The sequence below is a fragment of the Pseudorhizobium marinum genome (assembly GCF_000705355.1).
Taxonomy (GTDB): domain Bacteria; phylum Pseudomonadota; class Alphaproteobacteria; order Rhizobiales; family Rhizobiaceae; genus Neorhizobium; species Neorhizobium pelagicum.
Map to the genome: position 1 here is coordinate 290,576 of NZ_JMQK01000008.1, position 18,437 is coordinate 309,012.

An 18,437-nucleotide genomic window follows, 5' to 3' on the forward strand; every position below is an offset into this window, starting at 1 on the left:
GCGGCAGGACCGAAAGGAATGCGTGCATGAGCCTTGAATTCCTTCTGACCTCCCTCGTCATCGTCGCGTCGCCCGGCACCGGCGTACTCTACACGCTTGCCGCCGGCCTCTCGCGCGGCGCCCGCGCCAGCATCATCGCCGCCTTCGGCTGCACCCTGGGCATCGTGCCGCATATCGCCGCCGCCGTGACGGGGCTTGCCGCCGTGCTGCACACAAGCGCGCTCGCCTTCGAGATCATCAAGTATCTCGGCGTCGCCTATCTGCTCTACATGGCCTGGAAGACGATCACCGACCGGGGCGCGCTCAGCGTCGACGAGGAGGCTGCGCCGCGTTCGGTGCGGCAGACGATCGCCTCCGGAATCCTCCTCAACATCCTCAATCCAAAGCTGTCGATCTTCTTCTTCGCCTTCCTGCCGCAGTTCGTCAGCCCGACGCAGCCGGATGCGCTGCCGATGATGCTGGTCCTGAGCGGCGCGTTCATGGCGCTGACCTTCGTCGTCTTCGTCGGCTACGGCGTCTTTGCCGCCGCCATGCGCAGGCATGTCATCTCGCGTCCCTCTGTGGTGACCTGGATGCGCCGCACCTTTGCGGCTGCCTTCGTCGCCATGGGTGCCAAACTGGCGCTGGCGGACCGCTGAGGGGGCGTTGACGATCTCACGGCTCTTGCCGATCCGGCCGTTGCCCGCTATTGCGGCGCGCGAAGGATCGGATTGAGCAATGTCAGGTACGAACAGCGAGCGCGAACTCATAGCCGAAGGACCGGCCGTCATTCTGGTCGAGCCGCAGCTGGGCGAGAACATCGGCATGGTGGCCCGGGCCATGGCCAATTTCGGCCTGGCGGAACTGCGTCTCGTCAAACCGCGTGACGGATGGCCGAGCGAGAAAGCGCGCGCGGCCGCGTCCAAAGCCGATCACGTGATCGACGCGACCAAGGTGTTCGACACCCTGGAGGAGGCGATCGCCGACCTCAACTTCGTCTATGCGACGACGGCGCGGGAACGCTACGGGTTCAAGCCGGTCCGCTCGCCGGTTACGGCTGCGGAAACGCTGCGGGCGAAGTTCAAGGCGGGCGAGAAAACCGGCGTGCTGTTCGGCCGGGAGCGCTGGGGGCTGACAAACGAGGAAGTGGCGCTCGCCGACGAGATCGTCACCTTTCCGGTCAATCCCGCCTTCGCCTCGCTCAACATCGCCCAGGCAGTCCTGCTGATGTCCTACGAGTGGATGAAGACCGGTCTCGACGACGTGGCGGCGACGCCATTCCTGCCGGTCGAGCAGCGACCCTCCACCAAGGAGCAGGTGCTTGGTCTGTTCGAGCATCTGGAGGAGGCCCTCGATTCGCGCGGCTATTTCCATCCGCCCGCCAAAAAGCCCAAAATGGTCGACAACCTCCGCGCGGTGATTTCGCGTCGCGGCTTCACCGAGCAGGAAATCAGCGTGTTTCGTGGTGTGATCCGCTCACTCGACCGGTTCCCGCGACGGTGGTCGAAGACGACCGGGAGAGTGGAGCCGCCGGAGAATGACGACGAAGCCTGAAAGGCCGGTGCTGATGTTCGATTCGGGTATCGGCGGCCTGACCGTTTTGCGCGAGGCACGCGTACTGATGCCCGGGCGCCGTTTCGTCTATGTGGCCGATGACGCAGGCTTTCCCTATGGCAGCTGGGAAGAGGATCGTCTGCGCGCCCACATCGTCTCCTTGTTCCGAGGGCTGATCGCCGAGCACGACCCGGAAATCGCGGTCATCGCCTGCAATACCGCCTCGACACTCGTGCTCGATGACCTGCGCGCCGCGTTTCCCGATACACCCTTCGTCGGAACCGTTCCCGCCATCAAGCCGGCGGCGGAGCGGACTCGGTCGGGCCTGATATCGGTGCTGGCGACGCCCGGTACGGTGAAGCGGCAGTATACCCGCAACCTGATCGGCGAATGGGCCTCAAGGGTGCATGTCCGCCTCGTCGGCAGCGAGCGACTGGCGGGGCTGGCGGAAACCTACATGCGCCAGGGTTTCGTCGATGAGGACGCTGTCCGTGAGGAGATCGCCCCGTGTTTCATCGAGCAGGAGGGGCGCCGGACCGACATCGTCGTGCTTGCCTGCACCCATTACCCCTTCCTGGTGAACCGGATGCGCAAGACCGCGCCCTGGCCGGTCGACTGGATCGATCCCGCCGAAGCGATCGCGCGCCGGGCGCTGTCCCTGATGCCCGAGGAACAGGGACTGCAGGCGCCGGCGCTGCCCGATCCGGATGTCGCCATCTTCACCTCCGGCAATCCGGACTTTGCCACCTGCCGGCTGATGCAGGGCTTTGGTCTGCGCGTCGAACCGTCGCCGCGCAGGCTCTTGCCAACCTGACAAATCGGTGGCTTGCTCCCGACATTCACTGGAGCGAAATTGATGCCCATCGAAAACTGGCTTGCCTTCGTCGCCGCGTCGGCGGTGCTGCTTGCGATCCCCGGACCGACGATCCTGCTCGTGATCTCCTATGCGCTCAGCCATGGCCGCAAGGTGGCGACGGCGACCGTTGCCGGCGTGGCGCTCGGTGACTTCACGGCCATGACCGCATCGATGCTGGGTCTCGGCGCCCTGCTGGCGACGTCGGCGGCACTGTTCACGCTGCTGAAATGGGTGGGCGCCGCCTACCTGATCTACCTCGGTATCAAGCTTTGGCGGTCCCCGGTGTCCGACGGGGCAGGGAGTGAGGGCGAGGCGCCGGCTCCTGCGGTAAAAGCCTCGCGGATCTTCCTGCACACCTATGCCGTCACGGCGCTCAATCCCAAGAGCATCATCTTCTTCGTGGCCTTCCTGCCGCAGTTCCTCGACCTTGGCGAACCGCTCTTCCTGCAGATGCTGATCTTCGAGCTGACGTTTCTGACGCTGGCGACCCTGAACGCGACGCTCTACGGTCTGCTGGCAGCGCTCGCCCGCAACCAGATCCGCAAGCCGCAGGTGCAGCGTGCGGTGAACCGCACCGGCGGGTCGCTGATGATCGGCGCCGGCCTTCTCGCCCTCGGCTGGAAGCGCGCCGCAGCGGCCTGATCCGGCCTCACAGCAAAGCCTGTGCATTTCGGTAGTGACGGGGCGAAACGAATCCGTAAACCTGCTACAGCACCGGAATCGCGCAAGCCGCGTCACCATCCAGAGACTGATCATACGAGGGAAGTGCATTGCAGGTCGGAATCGATATGGGGACCGTGTCCGGGGGCGCTCCGGCCAAGCTCGATATCGAAGAGCTGCTGGCGACTCGCCTCCTGGTGCAGGGCAATTCCGGTTCGGGGAAATCGCACCTGCTGCGGCGGCTCCTGGAGCAGTCGGCACCCTGGGTACAGCAGGTCATCATCGATCCCGAAGGCGATTTCGTCACGCTGGCCGACAAATACGGCCACGTGGTCGTGGACGGCGAGCGGACGGAGGCCGAACTGGTCGGCATCGCCAACCGCATTCGCCAGCACCGCGTCTCCTGCGTGCTCACCCTGGAGGGGCTCGACCTCGAAGAACAGATGCGCGCAGCCGCGGCCTTCCTCAACGGCATGTTCGATGCCGATCGCGAGCATTGGTATCCGGTTCTCGTCGTCGTCGACGAGGCGCAGATGTTTGCGCCCTCGGTCGCCGGCGATGTTTCCGAAGATGCGCGCAAGATGTCGCTTGGCGCCATGACCAACCTGATGTGCCGCGGCCGCAAGCGCGGTCTTGCCGGCGTGATCGCCACGCAACGGCTGGCCAAGCTTGCCAAGAACGTCGCGGCCGAGGCCTCGAACTTCCTGATGGGCCGCACCTTCCTCGACATCGACATGGCGCGTGCCGCCGATCTGCTGGGCATGGACCGGCGGCAGGCGGAGATGTTCCGCGACCTGAAGCGCGGCAATTTCGTCGCGCTCGGTCCGGCCCTGTCGCGCCGTCCGCTGCCGATCGTCATCGGCAGCGTCGAGACCTCGGCGCGATCCTCCTCGCCCAAGCTGATGCCGCTGCCGGATGCGCCGCAGGATGTGGAGGACCTGATCTTCACGCCGGACCCAGAGGAGTTCACCCGCCCGATGACCCGCCGCGCACCGCCGGCACCGCGCCCGACGACGGACATCCTGGCCGAGCTTTCGCGCTCCGTGCCCGCAGCCAGCCCGGCCGCCCAGGAGCAAAACCAGCGTCCCGCACAGCCGGAGCTTTCGCCGGAGGCGCGCGAGGAACGGCTGAACGCCGTCCTGTCGGAGATCATCGACGATCCGCAGGCGGCCTACCGGACCGATGCCGTGCTCTATCAGGACTTCCTGGTGCGCCTGCGCATGCGCCGGCTGCCGGGGCCACCGATGGCGATGCGCGAATTTCGCCGGCGCGTCGCGATATCGCGGGCGGGCGTCGACAAGGAAACGGCCGAGACGCCCGGCTGGCAGACGGCGCTGGAGCTTTCCGTGCGCGTCTCCGACGACCTGCAGGGCGTCTTCCTGTTGCTGGCGCGCGCGGCGCTGCTGGCTGAACCCTGCCCATCGGACATGCGGATCGCCAAGGCCTATGGCACCCATTCGGCGCGCCGTGCCCGCCGGCTTCTCGGTTATTTCGAGGAACAGGGCTTGATCGTGGTGCATTCGGATTTCTCCGGCAAGCGCATCGTCGCCTTCCCGGATCTCGACGTGCAGACCTCGCCGGGCGCGCCCGATGCGCAGGATGAGGAACCCGTCGAACGGCAGCACGCTGCCGAATAGGGAAGGAAGGGCGGTTTCGCCGCCTCTTCCCTCTGTCGCTGCCTCAAGCGGCGGCGCGTTCTTCCCATACCTTGATGAGCTCGACGATCGCCGTCACCGCAACCTGCATGTCCTGAACGCTGATCCACTCCAGCGGTGAGTGATAGGCATGTCCGCCGGTGTAGATGTTGGGGCAGGGCAGGCCCATGAAGGACAGGCGTGCGCCGTCGGTGCCGCCGCGAATGGCGTCGATCTTCGGCTCCAGGCCGATCCGGCGGGTCGCTTCCATGAGATTGTCCATGACTTCCGGATGCCGGTCGAGCACGCTCTTCATGTTGCGGTATTGCTCCTTGACCTGGATGTTGCAGGTCGAGCCCGGATAGTTCTTCAGGACATCCTGCGTGATCGCCTTCAGGAGATCTTCCTTTTCGACCAGGCCCTTCTCCTCGAAGTCCCGGATGATGAAGCTGATGCGGGCTCCCTCCATCGCGCCGCTGATGCCGACGGGATGAATGAACCCCTGCCGGCCTTCGGTCGTCTCCGGGGCCTGATCCTGCGGCAGGCGGGCGATGATGGCACTGGCGATCTTGATGGCATTCTCCATCCTGTCCTTGGCGGTGCCCGGATGGATGGCGACGCCGGCGATCTCGATGGTCACGCCGTCGGCGGAAAAATTCTCGCTCTGGATCTCGCCGAGCGTGCTGCCGTCCAGCGTATATCCGAAGGCGGCGCCGAGCTTTTCCAGGTCCACCTTGTCGGCGCCGCGACCGATCTCCTCGTCGGTGGTGAAGAGGATCTTGACCGGACCATGCTTGATTTCCGGGTGCGCCAGCAGAAATTGTGCCGCCGTCATGATCTCGGCGATGCCTGCCTTGTCGTCGGCGCCGAGAAGTGTCGTGCCGTCGGTGGTGACGATGTCGTGGCCGATCTGGTCCTTCAGGTCCGGATGCTCGTCGACGCGGATCACGCGGCTCGTGTCACCCGTGAGCCGGATGTCGCCGCCCTGGTAGTTGCGAACGATCTGCGGCTTGACGTTGGTGCCCGAGAAATCGGGGGCCGTGTCCATGTGCGAGCAGAAGCAGATCGCCGGGACCTGCTTCTCGGTGTTGGCCGGCAGGGTCGCATAGACATTGCCGTGTTCGTCGAGATGCGCATCGTCCAGCCCGAGTGCCCTGAGCTCCTGCTCCAGGACGCGGCCGAGCGTCAGCTGCTTTTGCGTCGAAGGCTGGGTGGTGGAGCTTCCGTCCGACTGGGTGTCGATGACGACATAGCGGAGGAAGCGGTCGAGCACGGTGTCAGTGGGGAGAGGCATGGGCGAGATCCGATTCTGGCATGGCGAGAAAGGGAGCCTAGCCGGGATGGGCTTCAAGGGAAATGTGCTAGGCTCTACGAGATCGGGCTCTGCCGGACGATCGGGACGGAAGAAGCCTCCCGACCGCGGCGGCGGATGGCTTTCCGGCGCCGAGGCGTTGACAACAGGCTCCCCGCCGAGTAGAGACCCGCCATCGCCGGGTGGTAACGCCCGGTGTTTTCATGACATGTCCCGTGGTGTTCTCCGGACGCTTCCGTGAGAAACCTGTCAGGACTCCCCAATCGGAGTTCAGAGGAGGGCGTGTTTCCTTGATCCTGTCCGGCAACGGGCGGGTGACACCTGTTAAGAAGGAAATACGATGAGCAAGCGCGCGTCGTCCAAGTACAAAATCGATCGCCGTATGGGCGAAAACATCTGGGGTCGTCCGAAGTCCCCAGTCAACCGTCGCGAATACGGCCCCGGCCAGCACGGCCAGCGCCGCAAGGGCAAGCTTTCCGACTTCGGCGTGCAGCTGCGCGCCAAGCAGAAGCTGAAGGGCTACTACGGCGACGTCCGTGAGAAGCAGTTCCGCGCCATCTACGACGAAGCCAACCGCCGCAAGGGCGACACCGGCGAGAACCTGATCGGCCTGCTCGAGTCGCGTCTCGACGCCATCGTCTTCCGCGCCAAGTTCGTCCCGACGGTCTTTGCTGCCCGCCAGTTCGTCAACCACGGCCACGTGACCGTCAATGGCGTCAAGGTCAACATCGGCTCCTACCGCTGCAAGGCCGGCGACGTCATCGAAGTGCGCCAGAAGTCGAAGCAGCTCGTCACGGTTCTGGAAGCCGTCCAGCTCGCAGAGCGCGACGTTCCCGACTACATCGATGCCGACCACAACAAGATGGTCGCCACCTTCGTACGCGTTCCGACACTTGCCGACGTTCCCTACGCCGTCATCATGGAACCGAACCTGGTCGTCGAGTTCTACTCGCGCTAATAAAAAAGGGCCCGCAAAGCGGGCCCTGTCAGACATTAAGAAAGCCGCGTCAGCTCGACGCGGCTTTTTTCATGGCCGAGAGCGTCTTGTCGAGCGACTCGCCGGTTGCGACTGGTGCTTCCTTTGGCCCTTCGCCCATGCGGTTCCATGCGTCGAGGCCGGCAATCTTGTAGCCTTCCGCAAGGGTGGGGTAGTTGAAGGTGTTCTCCACGAAGTAGTCGACGGTGCCCTTCAGGTTGAGCACCGCCTGGCCGATGTGGACGAGCTCGGTTGCACCTTCGCCGACGATGTGGACGCCGAGCAGCCGGCGCGTCTTGCGCGAGAAGATCATCTTCAGGAGGCCGCTGTCGAGGCCCATGATGTGGCCGCGGGAGGTCTCGCGGAAATGCGCGATGCCGGTCTCGTAGGGAATTCCGCGCTGGACAACTTCCTCCTCCGTCAGGCCGCAGGTGGAAATCTCCGGCACGGCATAGATGCCGTAAGGGAAGAACTGCGGCGGTTCGCTGGCGGGGGCGCCGACGGCATGGCGGGCGGCGATCCGCCCCTGCTCCATTGATGTCGAGGCCAGGCTCGGGAATCCCACGACGTCGCCTGCGGCATAAATGTGCGGCACCGCCGTCTGGAAGGTTTCGGGGTCCACCTTCAGGCGACCGCGGCTGTCGACCTCCAGGCCGGCGGCGGAGAGGTTCAGGGTATCGGTCGCGCCGACGCGGCCGGCGGCAAACAGCACCATTTCAGACTGAAGGACGCGACCGTTGCTGAGCTCGATGCGGCATTTGCCGTTGTCGTCCTTCTCCACCTTGTCGACGGTCTGGCCGAAGATCAGCTTCATGTTGCGGTCGCGCAACTGGTAGGTGAAGTCCTCGACGATTTCCCTGTCTATGAAATCGAGCATCGTCTGGCGCGGCTCGACGACGGTAACCTGGGTATCGAGCGCGCTGAAGATCGTGGCGTACTCGATGCCGATGACGCCGGCACCGACCACGATGAGCGACCGCGGGACCGAGGCGATCTCCAGCAGCTCGTCGCTGTCGATGATCGACTTGCCGTCGAAAGGGATGGTGGTCGGGCGGTAGGGTCGCGTCCCGACGGCCAGCAGGATGGAGTCTGCGCTCACCCGCAGCAGTTCTCCATCGCCTTTCTCCACCTCCAGGGTGTTCGGGTCGATGAAGCGGGCGGTGCCGAGCATGTGCTGCACGCGGTTGCGATCGAACTGGTGCTCGAGAACGGCAACCTCGTGATCAAGCGTGATCAGCAGTCGGCGGCGCAGGTCGTCGGCGCTGATGTCCTGCTTGACCCGGTAGGACTTGCCGTAGAAGCCCCGTTCGCGCCAGCCGGTGAGATTCAGGGCGGTTTCGCGCAGGGTCTTGGAGGGAATGGTGCCGGTGTGAACCGAGACGCCGCCGACGCGCCGCCCGCGTTCGATCACCAAGGCGGTCTTGTCCAGCTTGGCGGCCTGGATGGCGGCGCGGCGTCCTGCCGGGCCGCTGCCGACGACGATGAGGTCGTAGTGGTTCATGGATTGCTCCGCTTGCTCAATTCGGCGGCGTTTCCTGCTGCCAGATGAATGATCTATCAGCCTTGTCTTACGGTTTGATTGAGGCATCCTGACAAACACCGATGCATAGAGTTCCGTTTCACAAGAACGTGCAACAAACGGGCCAAATCGGTGGTCGCGTTCAAATCAGACGCAGGCCCTTCAGGCTCGCATGGCCGTCCTTGCCGATGATGATGTGGTCGTGGACGGTGATGCCAAGCGGCTTTGCCGTTTCGACGATCGTCCGCGTCATGTCGATGTCGGCGCGCGAGGGGGTGGGGTCGCCGCTCGGATGGTTGTGCACGAGAATGATGGCGGTCGCCGAGAGCTCCAGCGCGCGCCGCACCACCTCGCGGGGATAGACCGGCGTATGATCCACGGTGCCGCGGCCCTGGACCTCGTCGGCGATCAGGGCATTGCGCTTGTCGAGGAAGAGGATGCGGAACTGCTCGCGGGATTCGTAGGCCATGGCGGCATGGCAGTAGTCGATGACCGAGGACCAGGACGACAGGACCTGCTTGCCGCGCAGCTCGCTCTTCAGCATGCGGTGGGCGACGGTGGCCACCAGCTTGAGGTCGAGTGCAACGGCCTCGCCGACGCCATTGACCTCCTGCAGCAGGCCGGTCGGCGCGCCGAAGACCCCGGCGAGCGTGCCGAACCGGTCGATCAGGGCCTTGGCGATCGGTTTGGTGTCCTTGCGCGGGATCAGCCTGAAGAGCAACAGCTCCAGAAGCTCGTAGTCGGCGAGGGCGGCATCGCCATGATCGCGGTAGCGGCTTCGCAGGCGATCACGGTGGCCGTGATAATGCGCCTGCTTGTCCTCTTCCTTCGCCAAGACGCCGCTGCGCTTCAGCGATGCCGTCTTCGGCGGCTGCTCCCCGAAGAAACCGCGTTCGTCGGTGCCCTCGTCCATGGCTGGCAGATTGCCGTCATTGGGAGGGACCGCGCGGTTGGTCATTGCTATCCCTCCAATGGTGGCAGGCCGGGCCGGTCGAGCCCTGCGGGAGAGAGCGTGAAGACCTCGCAGCCGGTCGCGGTGACCCCGACGGCATGCTCATACTGGGCCGAGAGAGACCGGTCGCGCGTGACGGCGGTCCAGCCATCGGACAGGACTTTGACGTGCGGCTTGCCGATGTTGATCATCGGCTCGATGGTGAAGATCATGCCCTCGCGCAGTTCCGGGCCTTCGTCGGCCTTACCGTAGTGGAGGATATTGGGCGTGTCGTGGAACAGCCGGCCGACGCCGTGGCCGCAGAAATCCCGGACGACGGAGCAGCGCTCGGCTTCGGCATAGGTCTGGATCGCCTGGCCGATGGCGCCCGTGCGGGCGCCGGGGCGCACCGCCTGGATGCCGCGCATCAGGCATTCGTAGGTCACCTCCAGCAGGCGTTCGGCCGCCCGCTTGATCTGGCCGACCGGATACATGCGGCTGGAATCGCCGTGCCAGCCATCGAGGACATAGGTGACGTCGATGTTGACGATGTCACCTTCCTTCAGCGGCTTGTCGTCCGGCATGCCGTGACAGACGACATGGTTGATGGAGGTGCAGACGGAATACTTGTAGCCGCGATAGTTCAGCGTCGCGGGCAGGGCCCCGTGGTCCAAGCCGAACTGGAAGACGAAGCGGTCGATCTCGCTGGTCGTCACGCCGGGCTTCACGATCGACGCCAGTTCATCGAGGCAGCGTGCCGTCAGCAGGCACGCCTTGCGCATGCCGGCAAAATCGTCTGCGCTGTAAAGGCGGATGGCGCCCGTGTTCTTGAGCGGGGCTTGCACCGCGTCAACATAATTTACCATGGGGTCTTTCTCACAATATCCCCGTTCTTAATGCACCCGAACGCATTTCGTCCATTGTGATCAGATCGCAAGCGACAATTTCTGCGGGTGTGACGCGGCAGCGCAGGGCGTAAGCCTCGACTCCGCGATCGACCGCATGCCGAAAGGCTGCCGCATAGGCTGGATCGAGATCGTGGCAAAGTCTGAAAGACGCGCAGTCCGGCCTCTGGATGACGTAGAGCATGACGCCGCGATGACCGCGCGCCACCATCTGAGACAGTTCGTCGAGGTGCTTGGCGCCCCGTTTGGTGACGGTATCGGGAAACTCCGCGAGTCCTTCCTCGCGAATGAAGTGGACGTTCTTGACCTCGACATAGGCATCCGGCCGTCCCGCTCCGGACAGCAGGAAGTCGATGCGGGAGTTCGTTCCGTAGCGCTGCTCGCGGCGGAGGGTGCCGTAACCGTCCAGCGCCGGCACGCGGCCGGCCGTGATAGCCTCCTCGGCAAGCCGGTTGGGAAGCCCGGTGTTGATGCCCACCAGCGTGCCGTTCACCTCCACCATCTCCAGCATGTGCCGGTACTTGCGTGTCGGACTATCGTGGAGCGAAAGCCAGATGCGCGATCCGGGCGTCGTCAGTCCCCGCATGGAGCCGGTGTTGGGGCAGGACCCGGTGATCGGCGTGCCGTCGTCGAGGATGGCATCGAACAGGAAGCGCTTGTAGCGGTGGACGAGGGTTGCTGGCACGAGCGGCGGATCGAAGACCATCAGCCGCGTTTACACCCGTTCCAGCACATAGGTGCCGGGCGCGTCGCCGATGGCGTTCAGCGCGTCGCCGCCCGGCTTGCGGGCCGCGACGCGCTCGTCGGCGCGTTTCTTGACCCAGGCATCCCAGTGCGGCCACCAGGAGCCCTTGGTTTCGCGGGCCTTCTTCATCCACCCGTCGAAATCACCCTGCGGCCTGCCGTTCGTCCAGTACTGGTATTTCTGCTTGTCCGGCGGATTGACGACCCCGGCGATGTGACCGGAGCCGCTCAGCACGAATTCGACCCGGCCGCCGAACAGCGAGGAGCCCTTGAACACCGACCGCGGCGGGGCGATGTGGTCCTCGCGGGTGGCAAGATTGTAGATCGGGATCTTCACGTCCTTGAGCGAGATGACCCGGCCGCCAAGCTTCATCTCGCCCTTGCTCAATGCGTTGTCGAGATAGCAGTTGCGCAGGTAGAAGGCGTGGTTGGCGGCGGCCATGCGGGTCGAGTCGGCGTTCCAGTAGAGCAGATCGAAGGGTGGCGGTTCCTTGCCCATCAGGTAGTTGTTGACGACATAGGGCCAGATCAGCTCCGAGGCGCGCAGCATGTTGAAGGCATTGGCCATCCTGGAGCCGTCGAGATAGCCGCTCTTGTGCATCTGCCTCTCGATCGCCTCGAGCTGCTCTTCGTCGACGAAGACCTTCAGGTCGCCTGCCTGGGTGAAGTCGACCTGGGTGGTGAAGAAGGTCGCCGACGCGATGCGGCTGTCCTTCCGCTGCGCATGCAGGGCCAGTGCGGCGGCGAGCAGCGTTCCGCCGACACAGTAGCCGATGGCGTTGACCTTCGTCTCGCCGGTCGCCTTTTCCACCGTCTCGAGCGCGAATTCCACGCCTTCCTCGATATAGGCTTCCCAGTCCCTGGCGGCGTGGCGCTGATCGGGATTGACCCAGGAGATCACGAAGACCGTGTGTCCCTGATCGACGCACCATTTGATGAAGCTCTTCTGCGGCGTCAGGTCGAGGATGTAGAACTTGTTGATCCAGGGCGGCACGATGAGCAGTGGCCGCTTCAGGACCGTCTCGGTGCTCGGATCATACTGGATGACTTCGCAGAGGTCGCTCTGGGCGATCACCTTGCCGGGCGTCGTCGCGAGGTTCTCGCCGACCTTGAACTTCGTGAGGTCGGTGTGGCGCAGGCGCAGGTCGCCGCCGCCGGCTGCGATGTCCTCGGCCAGCATGCGCATGCCCGCAACGAGGTTGGTGCCGCTGCTGGCCACCGTCTGGCGATAGACTTCCGGATTGGTCAGCGCGAAATTGGCGGGCGAGAGCGCCGCCGTCATCTGCTTGACGTAGAAGGCCGCCTTGTGACGGGTGTGCTCGTCGAGCCCTTCCGCCTCGGCCACCAGCTTCTCCGCCCAGGAGGCGGTCACATGATAGACCTGGCGAAGGAAGGCGAAGAACGGATTGCGGGTCCAGTCCTCGTCGGCGAACCGCTTGTCCTTCGGCAGTTCCTCGACCTCGGTAACCGGCTGGCCGGTGAACTGCGACAGCGTGCGCGTCCAGATGCCGATGTAGCTGGAGAACAGCAGCGATTGCGCGTCCAGCGTTCGCTTCGGGTCCGAGACCCAATAGTGCGCCACCTGCGACAGGGTCTTCACCAGATCGGTGACAGGGTCGGCTGCGGGGTCGGCCACGCCCGCGTTCTCCCGGGCCTTGATCCAGTCCGAGGCGCCCTGGCCAAGGTGCTCGAGTGCGCGCGCGAGGTTGAGGGCGAGCGTGTTCGGGTCCTTGACCATGTAGGATTCAACGGACTTCGGGTCGAAGCCGGCAAAACCCTCCGCTCCAGACTGTTTCTCCTCCCTCGTGTCGGTCAACCGCTCCTCCGAACAGAACTGTTCTTGCTGTTTGATTTCCTTTGTACATAGTGCCGGAAGTTGAATACAAGTGCCAGCGATTGACGCTGAAGGCGTCGACTTTTTGAACGCCGGAAATGGGCGGGTGTGATGGAACGACTGAGGCGCTGGGCGGAAACTCTGCCCCTTATCCTGTGTGTAGGCGGACTGCCGATGCTGCTGGCGGGCTGCAACAGCTTTGCTCTCGACGACGGCATCCCGAACACGGCGCCGACGTCCACGGTCGTTTCGAATCAGTCGACGGCGCCATCCGGGCCGCTGGTGCGGCGCCAGACAGGCAGCTATCCGACCTTCGACGGCAGCCTGACCGCCGCCAACAGCCAGATCGGCGACGAGGATGCGGCCGGAACCGAGGCGCAGCTGACCGCCCTTTCGCAGGCGCGCGCGAACGGCAGCGTTTCGGATGCCGAGTATCGGCGCCGGGTCGCAGAACTGCGCAGCCTTGCCGCAAACCACGGGCAGGATGCGGAAACCGCCATCGCCAATTAGCGCTTGCCTTTCGGGCGGTTTGGTCGCAAATCACCAAATCGCCGATTGGGCGATATCCCCGCGCTGGCCTGGGCCGCGCGTGCTTCCACGGGGAGAGACATGGAAGAGTTTCATAAAGTTAGGCGGCTGCCGCCATATGTGTTCGAACAGGTCAATCGTCTGAAGGCCAGCGCGCGAGCGGCGGGCGCCGACATCATCGATCTCGGCATGGGCAATCCGGACCTTCCCACACCAAAGGCCATCGTCGACAAGCTTTGTGAAGTGGTCCAGGATCCGCGCACGCACCGCTATTCCTCTTCCAAGGGCATTCCGGGCCTCCGCCGTGCGCAGGCCGGGTATTACGCGCGACGCTTCGGCGTCAAGCTCAACCCGGACACTCAGGTCGTCGCGACGCTGGGCTCGAAAGAGGGCTTTGCCAACATGGCGCAGGCCATCACGGCACCGGGCGACGTGATTCTCTGCCCCAATCCCACCTATCCGATCCATGCCTTCGGCTTCCTGATGGCGGGCGGCGTGATTCGGTCGATGTCGGTGGAGCCGGACGACAGCTTCTTCGGGCCGCTGGAGCGGGCGGTGAAGCATTCGATCCCGAAGCCCCTGGCACTGATCATCAACTACCCCTCCAATCCGACGGCCCACGTGGCGTCGCTGGATTTCTACAAGGACGTGATCGAGTTCGCCCGCAAGCATGAGCTCATCGTTCTCTCGGATCTGGCCTACTCTGAAATCTACTTCGATGGCGAACCGCCACCGTCGGTCCTCCAGGTTCCGGGCGCGATGGACGTTGCCGTGGAATTCACCTCGATGTCGAAGACATTCTCGATGCCGGGCTGGCGCATGGGCTTTGCGGTCGGCAACGAGCGGCTGATCTCGGCGCTGACCCGCGTCAAATCCTACCTGGACTACGGCGCCTTCACGCCGATCCAGGTGGCGGCGACCCATGCCTTGAACGGCGACGGTTCCGATATCGCGGAAGTGCGGGCGGTCTACAAGCGCCGCCGCGACGTGATGGTCGACACCTTCGGCAAGGCCGGCTTCGAGGTGCCGCCGCCGGCAGCGACCATGTTCGCATGGGCGAAGATCCCGGAAAAGTTCCGGCACCTGGGCTCTCTGGAATTCTCCAAGCTCCTGGTGGAAAAGGCGGATGTGGCCGTGGCGCCGGGCGTGGGCTTCGGCGAGATGGGCGACGATTACGTTCGACTGGCCCTGGTGGAGAACGAGCATCGCATCCGGCAGGCGGCCCGCAACATCAAGAAGTTCCTCTCCACGGCGGACGAGACGATGCACAATGTGATTTCGTTGAACACCCGCCGCTAGTCTCGGGCGGCCCGGCGAGGGCCGCCACCCCAAAAATCGCAGGAAGAGTATGATGGCAGATGCCCTTAAAGTTGGCATTGCGGGTCTTGGAACCGTCGGTGCGTCGCTTGTCAGGATCATTGGTGCGCGGGCGAAGGAACTTTCGATCACCTGCGGGCGTGCCATAGAGATCACCGCCGTCAGCGCAAGGGATCGCTCCCGCGACCGCGGCGTCGACCTGTCGGGCATCACCTGGTTCGATACGCCCGACGCCATGGCGCAAGAGGCCGACATCGATGTCTTCGTCGAGTTGATCGGCGGGGCCGAGGGTGCAGCCGACACGTCTGTGCGGGCGGCGCTGCGGCGCGGCCTGCATGTAGTCACTGCAAACAAGGCGCTTCTGGCGCGACACGGCATGGAATTTGCCGCGCTTGCGGAAGACAAGGGCGTCCTGCTGAACTTCGAAGCTGCTGTCGCCGGCGGCATTCCGGTGATCAAGGCGCTGCGGGAATCGCTGACCGGCAACAAGGTCTCGCGCGTCTACGGGATCATGAACGGCACCTGCAATTACATCCTGACCCGTATGGAGAAGGAGGGGCTGACCTTCGAGGACTGCCTCAAGGAGGCACAGCGGCTCGGTTACGCCGAAGCAGACCCGGCCTTCGACATCGAGGGCAATGACACGGCCCACAAGCTTGCCATCCTGACGACGCTTGCCTTCGGCACGCAGATCGCCGCGGATCAAATCTACCTTGAAGGCATCAGCAACATCTCCATCGAGGACATCGGAGCGGCGGCTGACCTCGGCTACCGCATCAAGCTGCTGGGCGTTGCGCAGAGAACGGAATCTGGGATCGAGCAGCGGGTTCACCCGACGATGGTGCCTCGCGATTCCGTCATCGCTCAGGTCGATGGCGTAACCAATGCCGTGGCGATCGAATCGGACATTCTCGGCGAACTGCTGATGGTCGGCCCTGGCGCCGGCGGCGACGCCACGGCCTCTGCGGTGCTCGGCGACATCGCCGACATCGCCAAGAGCCGCCCCGGCGAGCAGCGGGTGCCGGTCCTCGGGACGCCGGCCAAGGCTCTGGCGCCCTATGTGCGGGCCCGTATGCGCAGCCATGAAGGCGGCTACTTCATCCGCCTGACCGTCGCCGATCGCACCGGTGTCTTCGCCAGCGTCGCGAGCCGGATGGCGGAGAACAACATCTCGCTTGAGTCGATCGTGCAGCGGGCGGCTTCGCAGACGGTTGCCGAGGCGCGGGACTCCAAGACCATCATCCTCGTCACCCATGCGACGACGGAGGAATCGGTTCGCAACGCCGTCGCGGCGATCAAAGCGGAGAGCTATCTGGTGGGTGAACCACAGGTCATCCGCATCGAGCGACCGAAGGCGTTCTGAGCGCGGCCGACTGCCCGCCCACACGCGCCGTTCAAAACGACGAGATCAATCCGAAGGCCACTGGCCAGCCGGGAGGTTTCCGGTTACATTGCATTGTCACACCACTGTCGCAGGGAGGCGTCAGCGTGATTTGCCAAAGATCACAAAGTAGATCCTTTCGGGTCGCTTATCGGGGCTCGTCGTCCGTTTCTTCGGAACGACGGGCGATATTGCCCGCCAACGATCAGGATAACCACGAGGATCGGGACGAGCGGAGCAACTGGGCAGCCGTCCTGGTGCTGAGCGTTCCCGTGTTTGCCGTCGGCTGCGTGCTGCTGGCATTCCTCTGAAGACCGAGCGCAGGGGAACGCAGCTCGTCGTGGGGTAGGTTGCGCCGCCGCCTGTCTGGCTGCGAAAAAGATACCGTTTCAACCGTCGATGGTCTAATAAGGCTCCATGACGGCAAGGCACCTTCCCACCATTGTAATTGCTGATGGCCAGGTCGATCCCGTGCCGCGGGCGTTCCTGAATGTCGAGCGTTCCGTGTCGGCTCAACGTTGGATCTCGCGCCTCGATCAGGCGGCGCAGAACCGCGCCTTGGCCATCGCGCAGGTCCACGGCGTTCCGGATCTCGTGGCTCGCGTGCTGGCGGGTAGGGGCGTCGAACTGGACAATGCCCTGGCGTTCATGGATCCGACCATCCGCTCGCTCATGCCCGAGCCGTTCACGCTGACGGATTGCGAAAAGGCGGCCGAACGTCTGTCGGCGGCCGTGCAGCGGCGGGAAAAGGTGGCGATCTTCGGGGACTATGACGTTGACGGAGCCGCATCGTCGGCGCTGCTCTACCGGTTCCTCGCGCATTTCGGCCTAGAGCCGGAAATCTACATTCCCGACCGCGTCTTCGAGGGCTACGGCCCCAATCCGGCGGCCATCCGCCAGCTGATCGCCAATGGCGCCAGCCTGATCGTCACCGTCGACTGCGGTTCGACCAGCCACGACGCACTGGCTGCGGCGCGCGACGCGGGATGTGAGGTGGTCGTCATCGATCACCACCAGCTTGGTCAAGCGCTTCCGCCGTGCCTGGCGCTCGTCAATCCGAATCGCGAGGACGATCTGTCGGGGCAGGGGCATCTCTGTGCTGCCGGCGTCGTCTTCATGGTTCTGGTGGCCACGGCGAGAATGCTGCGCGAGCGGGGCGACGCGCGTGCCAAGTCGGTGGATCTGCTGCAGTGGCTGGATCTCGTGGCGCTCGCCACGGTGTGTGACGTGGTCCCGCTGAAGGGGCTCAACCGCGCCTTCGTGGTGAAGGGGCTGATTGCGGCCCGCCACATGAACAATGCCGGTCTCGCCGCCCTCTTCCGGAAAGCCGGCCTCGGCGGACCGGTGACGCCCTATCATTTCGGGTTCCTTGTCGGGCCGCGCATCAACGCCGGCGGCCGCATCAGCGATGCGGCACTCGGCAGCCGGCTGCTGACGCTCGACGACGCCGCCCAGGCCGAGGAGATCGCTGCGCGCCTGGATGACCTCAACCGGGAACGCCAGGCCATGGAACAGGCCATGCTCGCCGAGGCGGAGGCCGAGGTCATGGCGGAATACGGGGATGGCGAGGGCGCGAGCGTGCTGGTGACGGCCCGTGACAACTGGCATCCGGGAATCGTCGGGCTGCTGGCGGCGCGGCTTAAGGAAAAGTTCAAGCGTCCCGCCTTCGCGATCGCCTTCGATCCTTCCGGCAAGGGGACGGGCTCGGGCCGGTCGATCAACGGCTTCGACATGGGCAAGATGGTACGCGCTGCCGTCGATCAGGGGCTGCTCGTCAAGGGCGGCGGACACGCCATGGCGGCCGGTCTGACGGTGGAGAAAGCCAACCTCGGTCGCCTGCGCGCCCTGTTCGACGAGATCGCCGGAGAGATCGTCCCGAAGCTCGTCGGCAACCATGTGCTGAAGATCGACGGCGCGCTTTCGGCATCCGGTGCGACGCTGGCCCTGTTCGATCAGCTGGAGCAGGCCGGCCCCTATGGTTCCGGTCATGCGCAGCCAATCTTCGCCATCCCGGCGCATAGGATCAAGGATGCGCGCCTGGTCGGGACGGCGCATGTGAAGGCCGTGCTGCAGGCCGCGGACGGGACAACGCTCGACGCCATAGCCTTCCGCGCGGCCGAGACGCCGCTGGGCGATCTGCTGCTCAATTCGCGCGGCGTCCAGCTGCATGTGGCCGGCTGTCTGACCGGCGACCAATGGCAGGGCAATCGACGCATCCAGCTGCGCATCCTCGATGCGGCGCCGGCGCCATAAGTTCTTCAAATTACGAGGGGAAGTGGCACGCCCTAGGGGAGTCGAACCCCTCTT

The 18,437-nt window shown here is 64.5% G+C and carries 16 protein-coding genes; 10 read left to right on the forward strand and 6 right to left on the reverse strand.

Features of this window, described 5'->3' with window-relative positions; genetic code table 11:
• Nucleotides 1–26: 26 nt before the first annotated feature.
• From EO99_RS0112255 to EO99_RS0112275, 5 genes are all read left to right on the forward strand, one after another.
• A complete protein-coding gene (locus tag EO99_RS0112255) occupies nucleotides 27–638 on the forward strand; it encodes a LysE family translocator (RefSeq protein WP_029618934.1) in 612 nt (203 codons plus the stop codon).
• A 79-nt stretch (nucleotides 639–717) separates the two neighbouring features.
• Nucleotides 718–1,533 (forward strand): RNA methyltransferase, encoded by an 816-nt coding sequence (locus tag EO99_RS0112260; RefSeq protein WP_029618935.1) that lies wholly within the window; start codon nucleotides 718–720, stop codon nucleotides 1,531–1,533.
• Nucleotides 1,517–2,347, forward strand: coding sequence for a glutamate racemase (gene murI / locus EO99_RS0112265; protein ID WP_037111691.1), 831 nt, complete (start codon nucleotides 1,517–1,519; stop codon nucleotides 2,345–2,347). Before EO99_RS0112260 ends, murI begins: the two co-directional genes overlap by 17 nt.
• 42 nt (nucleotides 2,348–2,389) lie before the next feature.
• On the forward strand, nucleotides 2,390–3,031 hold the full coding sequence (locus EO99_RS0112270; protein ID WP_029618937.1) for a LysE family translocator: 642 nt from the start codon (nucleotides 2,390–2,392) through the stop codon (nucleotides 3,029–3,031).
• A gap of 128 nt (nucleotides 3,032–3,159) precedes the next feature.
• Nucleotides 3,160–4,686, forward strand: a complete 1,527-nt coding sequence (locus EO99_RS0112275; protein WP_029618938.1) for an ATP-binding protein — start codon at nucleotides 3,160–3,162, stop codon at nucleotides 4,684–4,686.
• 43 nt (nucleotides 4,687–4,729) lie between these two features.
• On the opposite strand, the gene pepT is transcribed toward EO99_RS0112275, so the two are convergent.
• Complete coding sequence (pepT, locus tag EO99_RS0112280) at nucleotides 4,730–5,977, reverse strand: peptidase T (protein ID WP_029618939.1); 1,248 nt, start codon at nucleotides 5,975–5,977, stop codon at nucleotides 4,730–4,732.
• A gap of 358 nt (nucleotides 5,978–6,335) precedes the next feature.
• On the opposite strand from pepT, the gene rpsD reads away from it, so the two are divergent.
• Nucleotides 6,336–6,953, forward strand: coding sequence for a 30S ribosomal protein S4 (gene rpsD, locus EO99_RS0112285; protein WP_029618940.1), 618 nt, complete (start codon nucleotides 6,336–6,338; stop codon nucleotides 6,951–6,953).
• 49 nt (nucleotides 6,954–7,002) lie between these two features.
• On the opposite strand, the gene sthA is transcribed toward rpsD, so the two are convergent.
• From sthA to EO99_RS0112310, 5 genes are all read right to left on the reverse strand, one after another.
• Nucleotides 7,003–8,472, reverse strand: coding sequence for a Si-specific NAD(P)(+) transhydrogenase (sthA, locus tag EO99_RS0112290; protein WP_081852037.1), 1,470 nt, complete (start codon nucleotides 8,470–8,472; stop codon nucleotides 7,003–7,005).
• Between the two features lie 160 nt (nucleotides 8,473–8,632).
• Nucleotides 8,633–9,448, reverse strand: coding sequence for a RadC family protein (gene radC / locus EO99_RS0112295; protein WP_029618942.1), 816 nt, complete (start codon nucleotides 9,446–9,448; stop codon nucleotides 8,633–8,635).
• 2 nt (nucleotides 9,449–9,450) lie between these two features.
• The gene (map, locus tag EO99_RS0112300; protein ID WP_029618943.1) at nucleotides 9,451–10,287 is read right to left on the reverse strand and encodes a type I methionyl aminopeptidase; all 837 of its coding nucleotides are present in this window, start codon (nucleotides 10,285–10,287) and stop codon (nucleotides 9,451–9,453) included.
• A gap of 10 nt (nucleotides 10,288–10,297) precedes the next feature.
• Nucleotides 10,298–11,032, reverse strand: coding sequence for a DNA/RNA nuclease SfsA (gene sfsA / locus EO99_RS0112305; protein WP_029618944.1), 735 nt, complete (start codon nucleotides 11,030–11,032; stop codon nucleotides 10,298–10,300).
• A 9-nt stretch (nucleotides 11,033–11,041) separates the two neighbouring features.
• The gene (locus tag EO99_RS0112310; RefSeq protein WP_029618945.1) at nucleotides 11,042–12,886 is read right to left on the reverse strand and encodes a PHA/PHB synthase family protein; all 1,845 of its coding nucleotides are present in this window, start codon (nucleotides 12,884–12,886) and stop codon (nucleotides 11,042–11,044) included.
• 129 nt (nucleotides 12,887–13,015) lie between these two features.
• Between EO99_RS0112310 and EO99_RS27145 the strand changes: the two genes are divergently transcribed.
• The 4 genes from EO99_RS27145 to recJ all read left to right on the forward strand — a co-directional run bounded on the left by EO99_RS27145 (nucleotide 13,016) and on the right by recJ (nucleotide 18,383).
• Nucleotides 13,016–13,414, forward strand: a complete 399-nt coding sequence (locus EO99_RS27145) for a hypothetical protein (RefSeq protein ID WP_156034746.1) — start codon at nucleotides 13,016–13,018, stop codon at nucleotides 13,412–13,414.
• A gap of 99 nt (nucleotides 13,415–13,513) precedes the next feature.
• Nucleotides 13,514–14,731, forward strand: coding sequence for an LL-diaminopimelate aminotransferase (locus EO99_RS0112320; protein WP_029618947.1), 1,218 nt, complete (start codon nucleotides 13,514–13,516; stop codon nucleotides 14,729–14,731).
• A gap of 52 nt (nucleotides 14,732–14,783) precedes the next feature.
• The gene (locus EO99_RS0112325; protein WP_029618948.1) at nucleotides 14,784–16,112 is read left to right on the forward strand and encodes a homoserine dehydrogenase; all 1,329 of its coding nucleotides are present in this window, start codon (nucleotides 14,784–14,786) and stop codon (nucleotides 16,110–16,112) included.
• 435 nt (nucleotides 16,113–16,547) lie between these two features.
• Nucleotides 16,548–18,383, forward strand: a complete 1,836-nt coding sequence (gene recJ / locus EO99_RS0112335; protein ID WP_156034748.1) for a single-stranded-DNA-specific exonuclease RecJ — start codon at nucleotides 16,548–16,550, stop codon at nucleotides 18,381–18,383.
• Nucleotides 18,384–18,437: the final 54 nt, after the last annotated feature.

Bases quoted from the DNA above. Each gene is read 5' to 3' on its own strand.
- recJ (WP_156034748.1), top strand. From the start codon at position 16,548: ATGACGGCAAGGCACCTTCCCACCATTGTAATTGCTGATGGCCAGGTC.
- map (WP_029618943.1), bottom strand. From the start codon at position 10,287: ATGGTAAATTATGTTGACGCGGTGCAAGCCCCGCTCAAGAACACGGGC.
- EO99_RS0112270 (WP_029618937.1), top strand. From the start codon at position 2,390: ATGCCCATCGAAAACTGGCTTGCCTTCGTCGCCGCGTCGGCGGTGCTG.
- EO99_RS0112325 (WP_029618948.1), top strand. From the start codon at position 14,784: ATGGCAGATGCCCTTAAAGTTGGCATTGCGGGTCTTGGAACCGTCGGT.
- EO99_RS0112255 (WP_029618934.1), top strand. From the start codon at position 27: ATGAGCCTTGAATTCCTTCTGACCTCCCTCGTCATCGTCGCGTCGCCC.
- EO99_RS27145 (WP_156034746.1), top strand. From the start codon at position 13,016: ATGGAACGACTGAGGCGCTGGGCGGAAACTCTGCCCCTTATCCTGTGT.
- sfsA (WP_029618944.1), bottom strand. From the start codon at position 11,032: ATGGTCTTCGATCCGCCGCTCGTGCCAGCAACCCTCGTCCACCGCTAC.
- rpsD (WP_029618940.1), top strand. From the start codon at position 6,336: ATGAGCAAGCGCGCGTCGTCCAAGTACAAAATCGATCGCCGTATGGGC.
- sthA (WP_081852037.1), bottom strand. From the start codon at position 8,472: ATGAACCACTACGACCTCATCGTCGTCGGCAGCGGCCCGGCAGGACGC.
- radC (WP_029618942.1), bottom strand. From the start codon at position 9,448: ATGACCAACCGCGCGGTCCCTCCCAATGACGGCAATCTGCCAGCCATG.
- EO99_RS0112320 (WP_029618947.1), top strand. From the start codon at position 13,514: ATGGAAGAGTTTCATAAAGTTAGGCGGCTGCCGCCATATGTGTTCGAA.
- murI (WP_037111691.1), top strand. From the start codon at position 1,517: ATGACGACGAAGCCTGAAAGGCCGGTGCTGATGTTCGATTCGGGTATC.
- pepT (WP_029618939.1), bottom strand. From the start codon at position 5,977: ATGCCTCTCCCCACTGACACCGTGCTCGACCGCTTCCTCCGCTATGTC.
- EO99_RS0112260 (WP_029618935.1), top strand. From the start codon at position 718: ATGTCAGGTACGAACAGCGAGCGCGAACTCATAGCCGAAGGACCGGCC.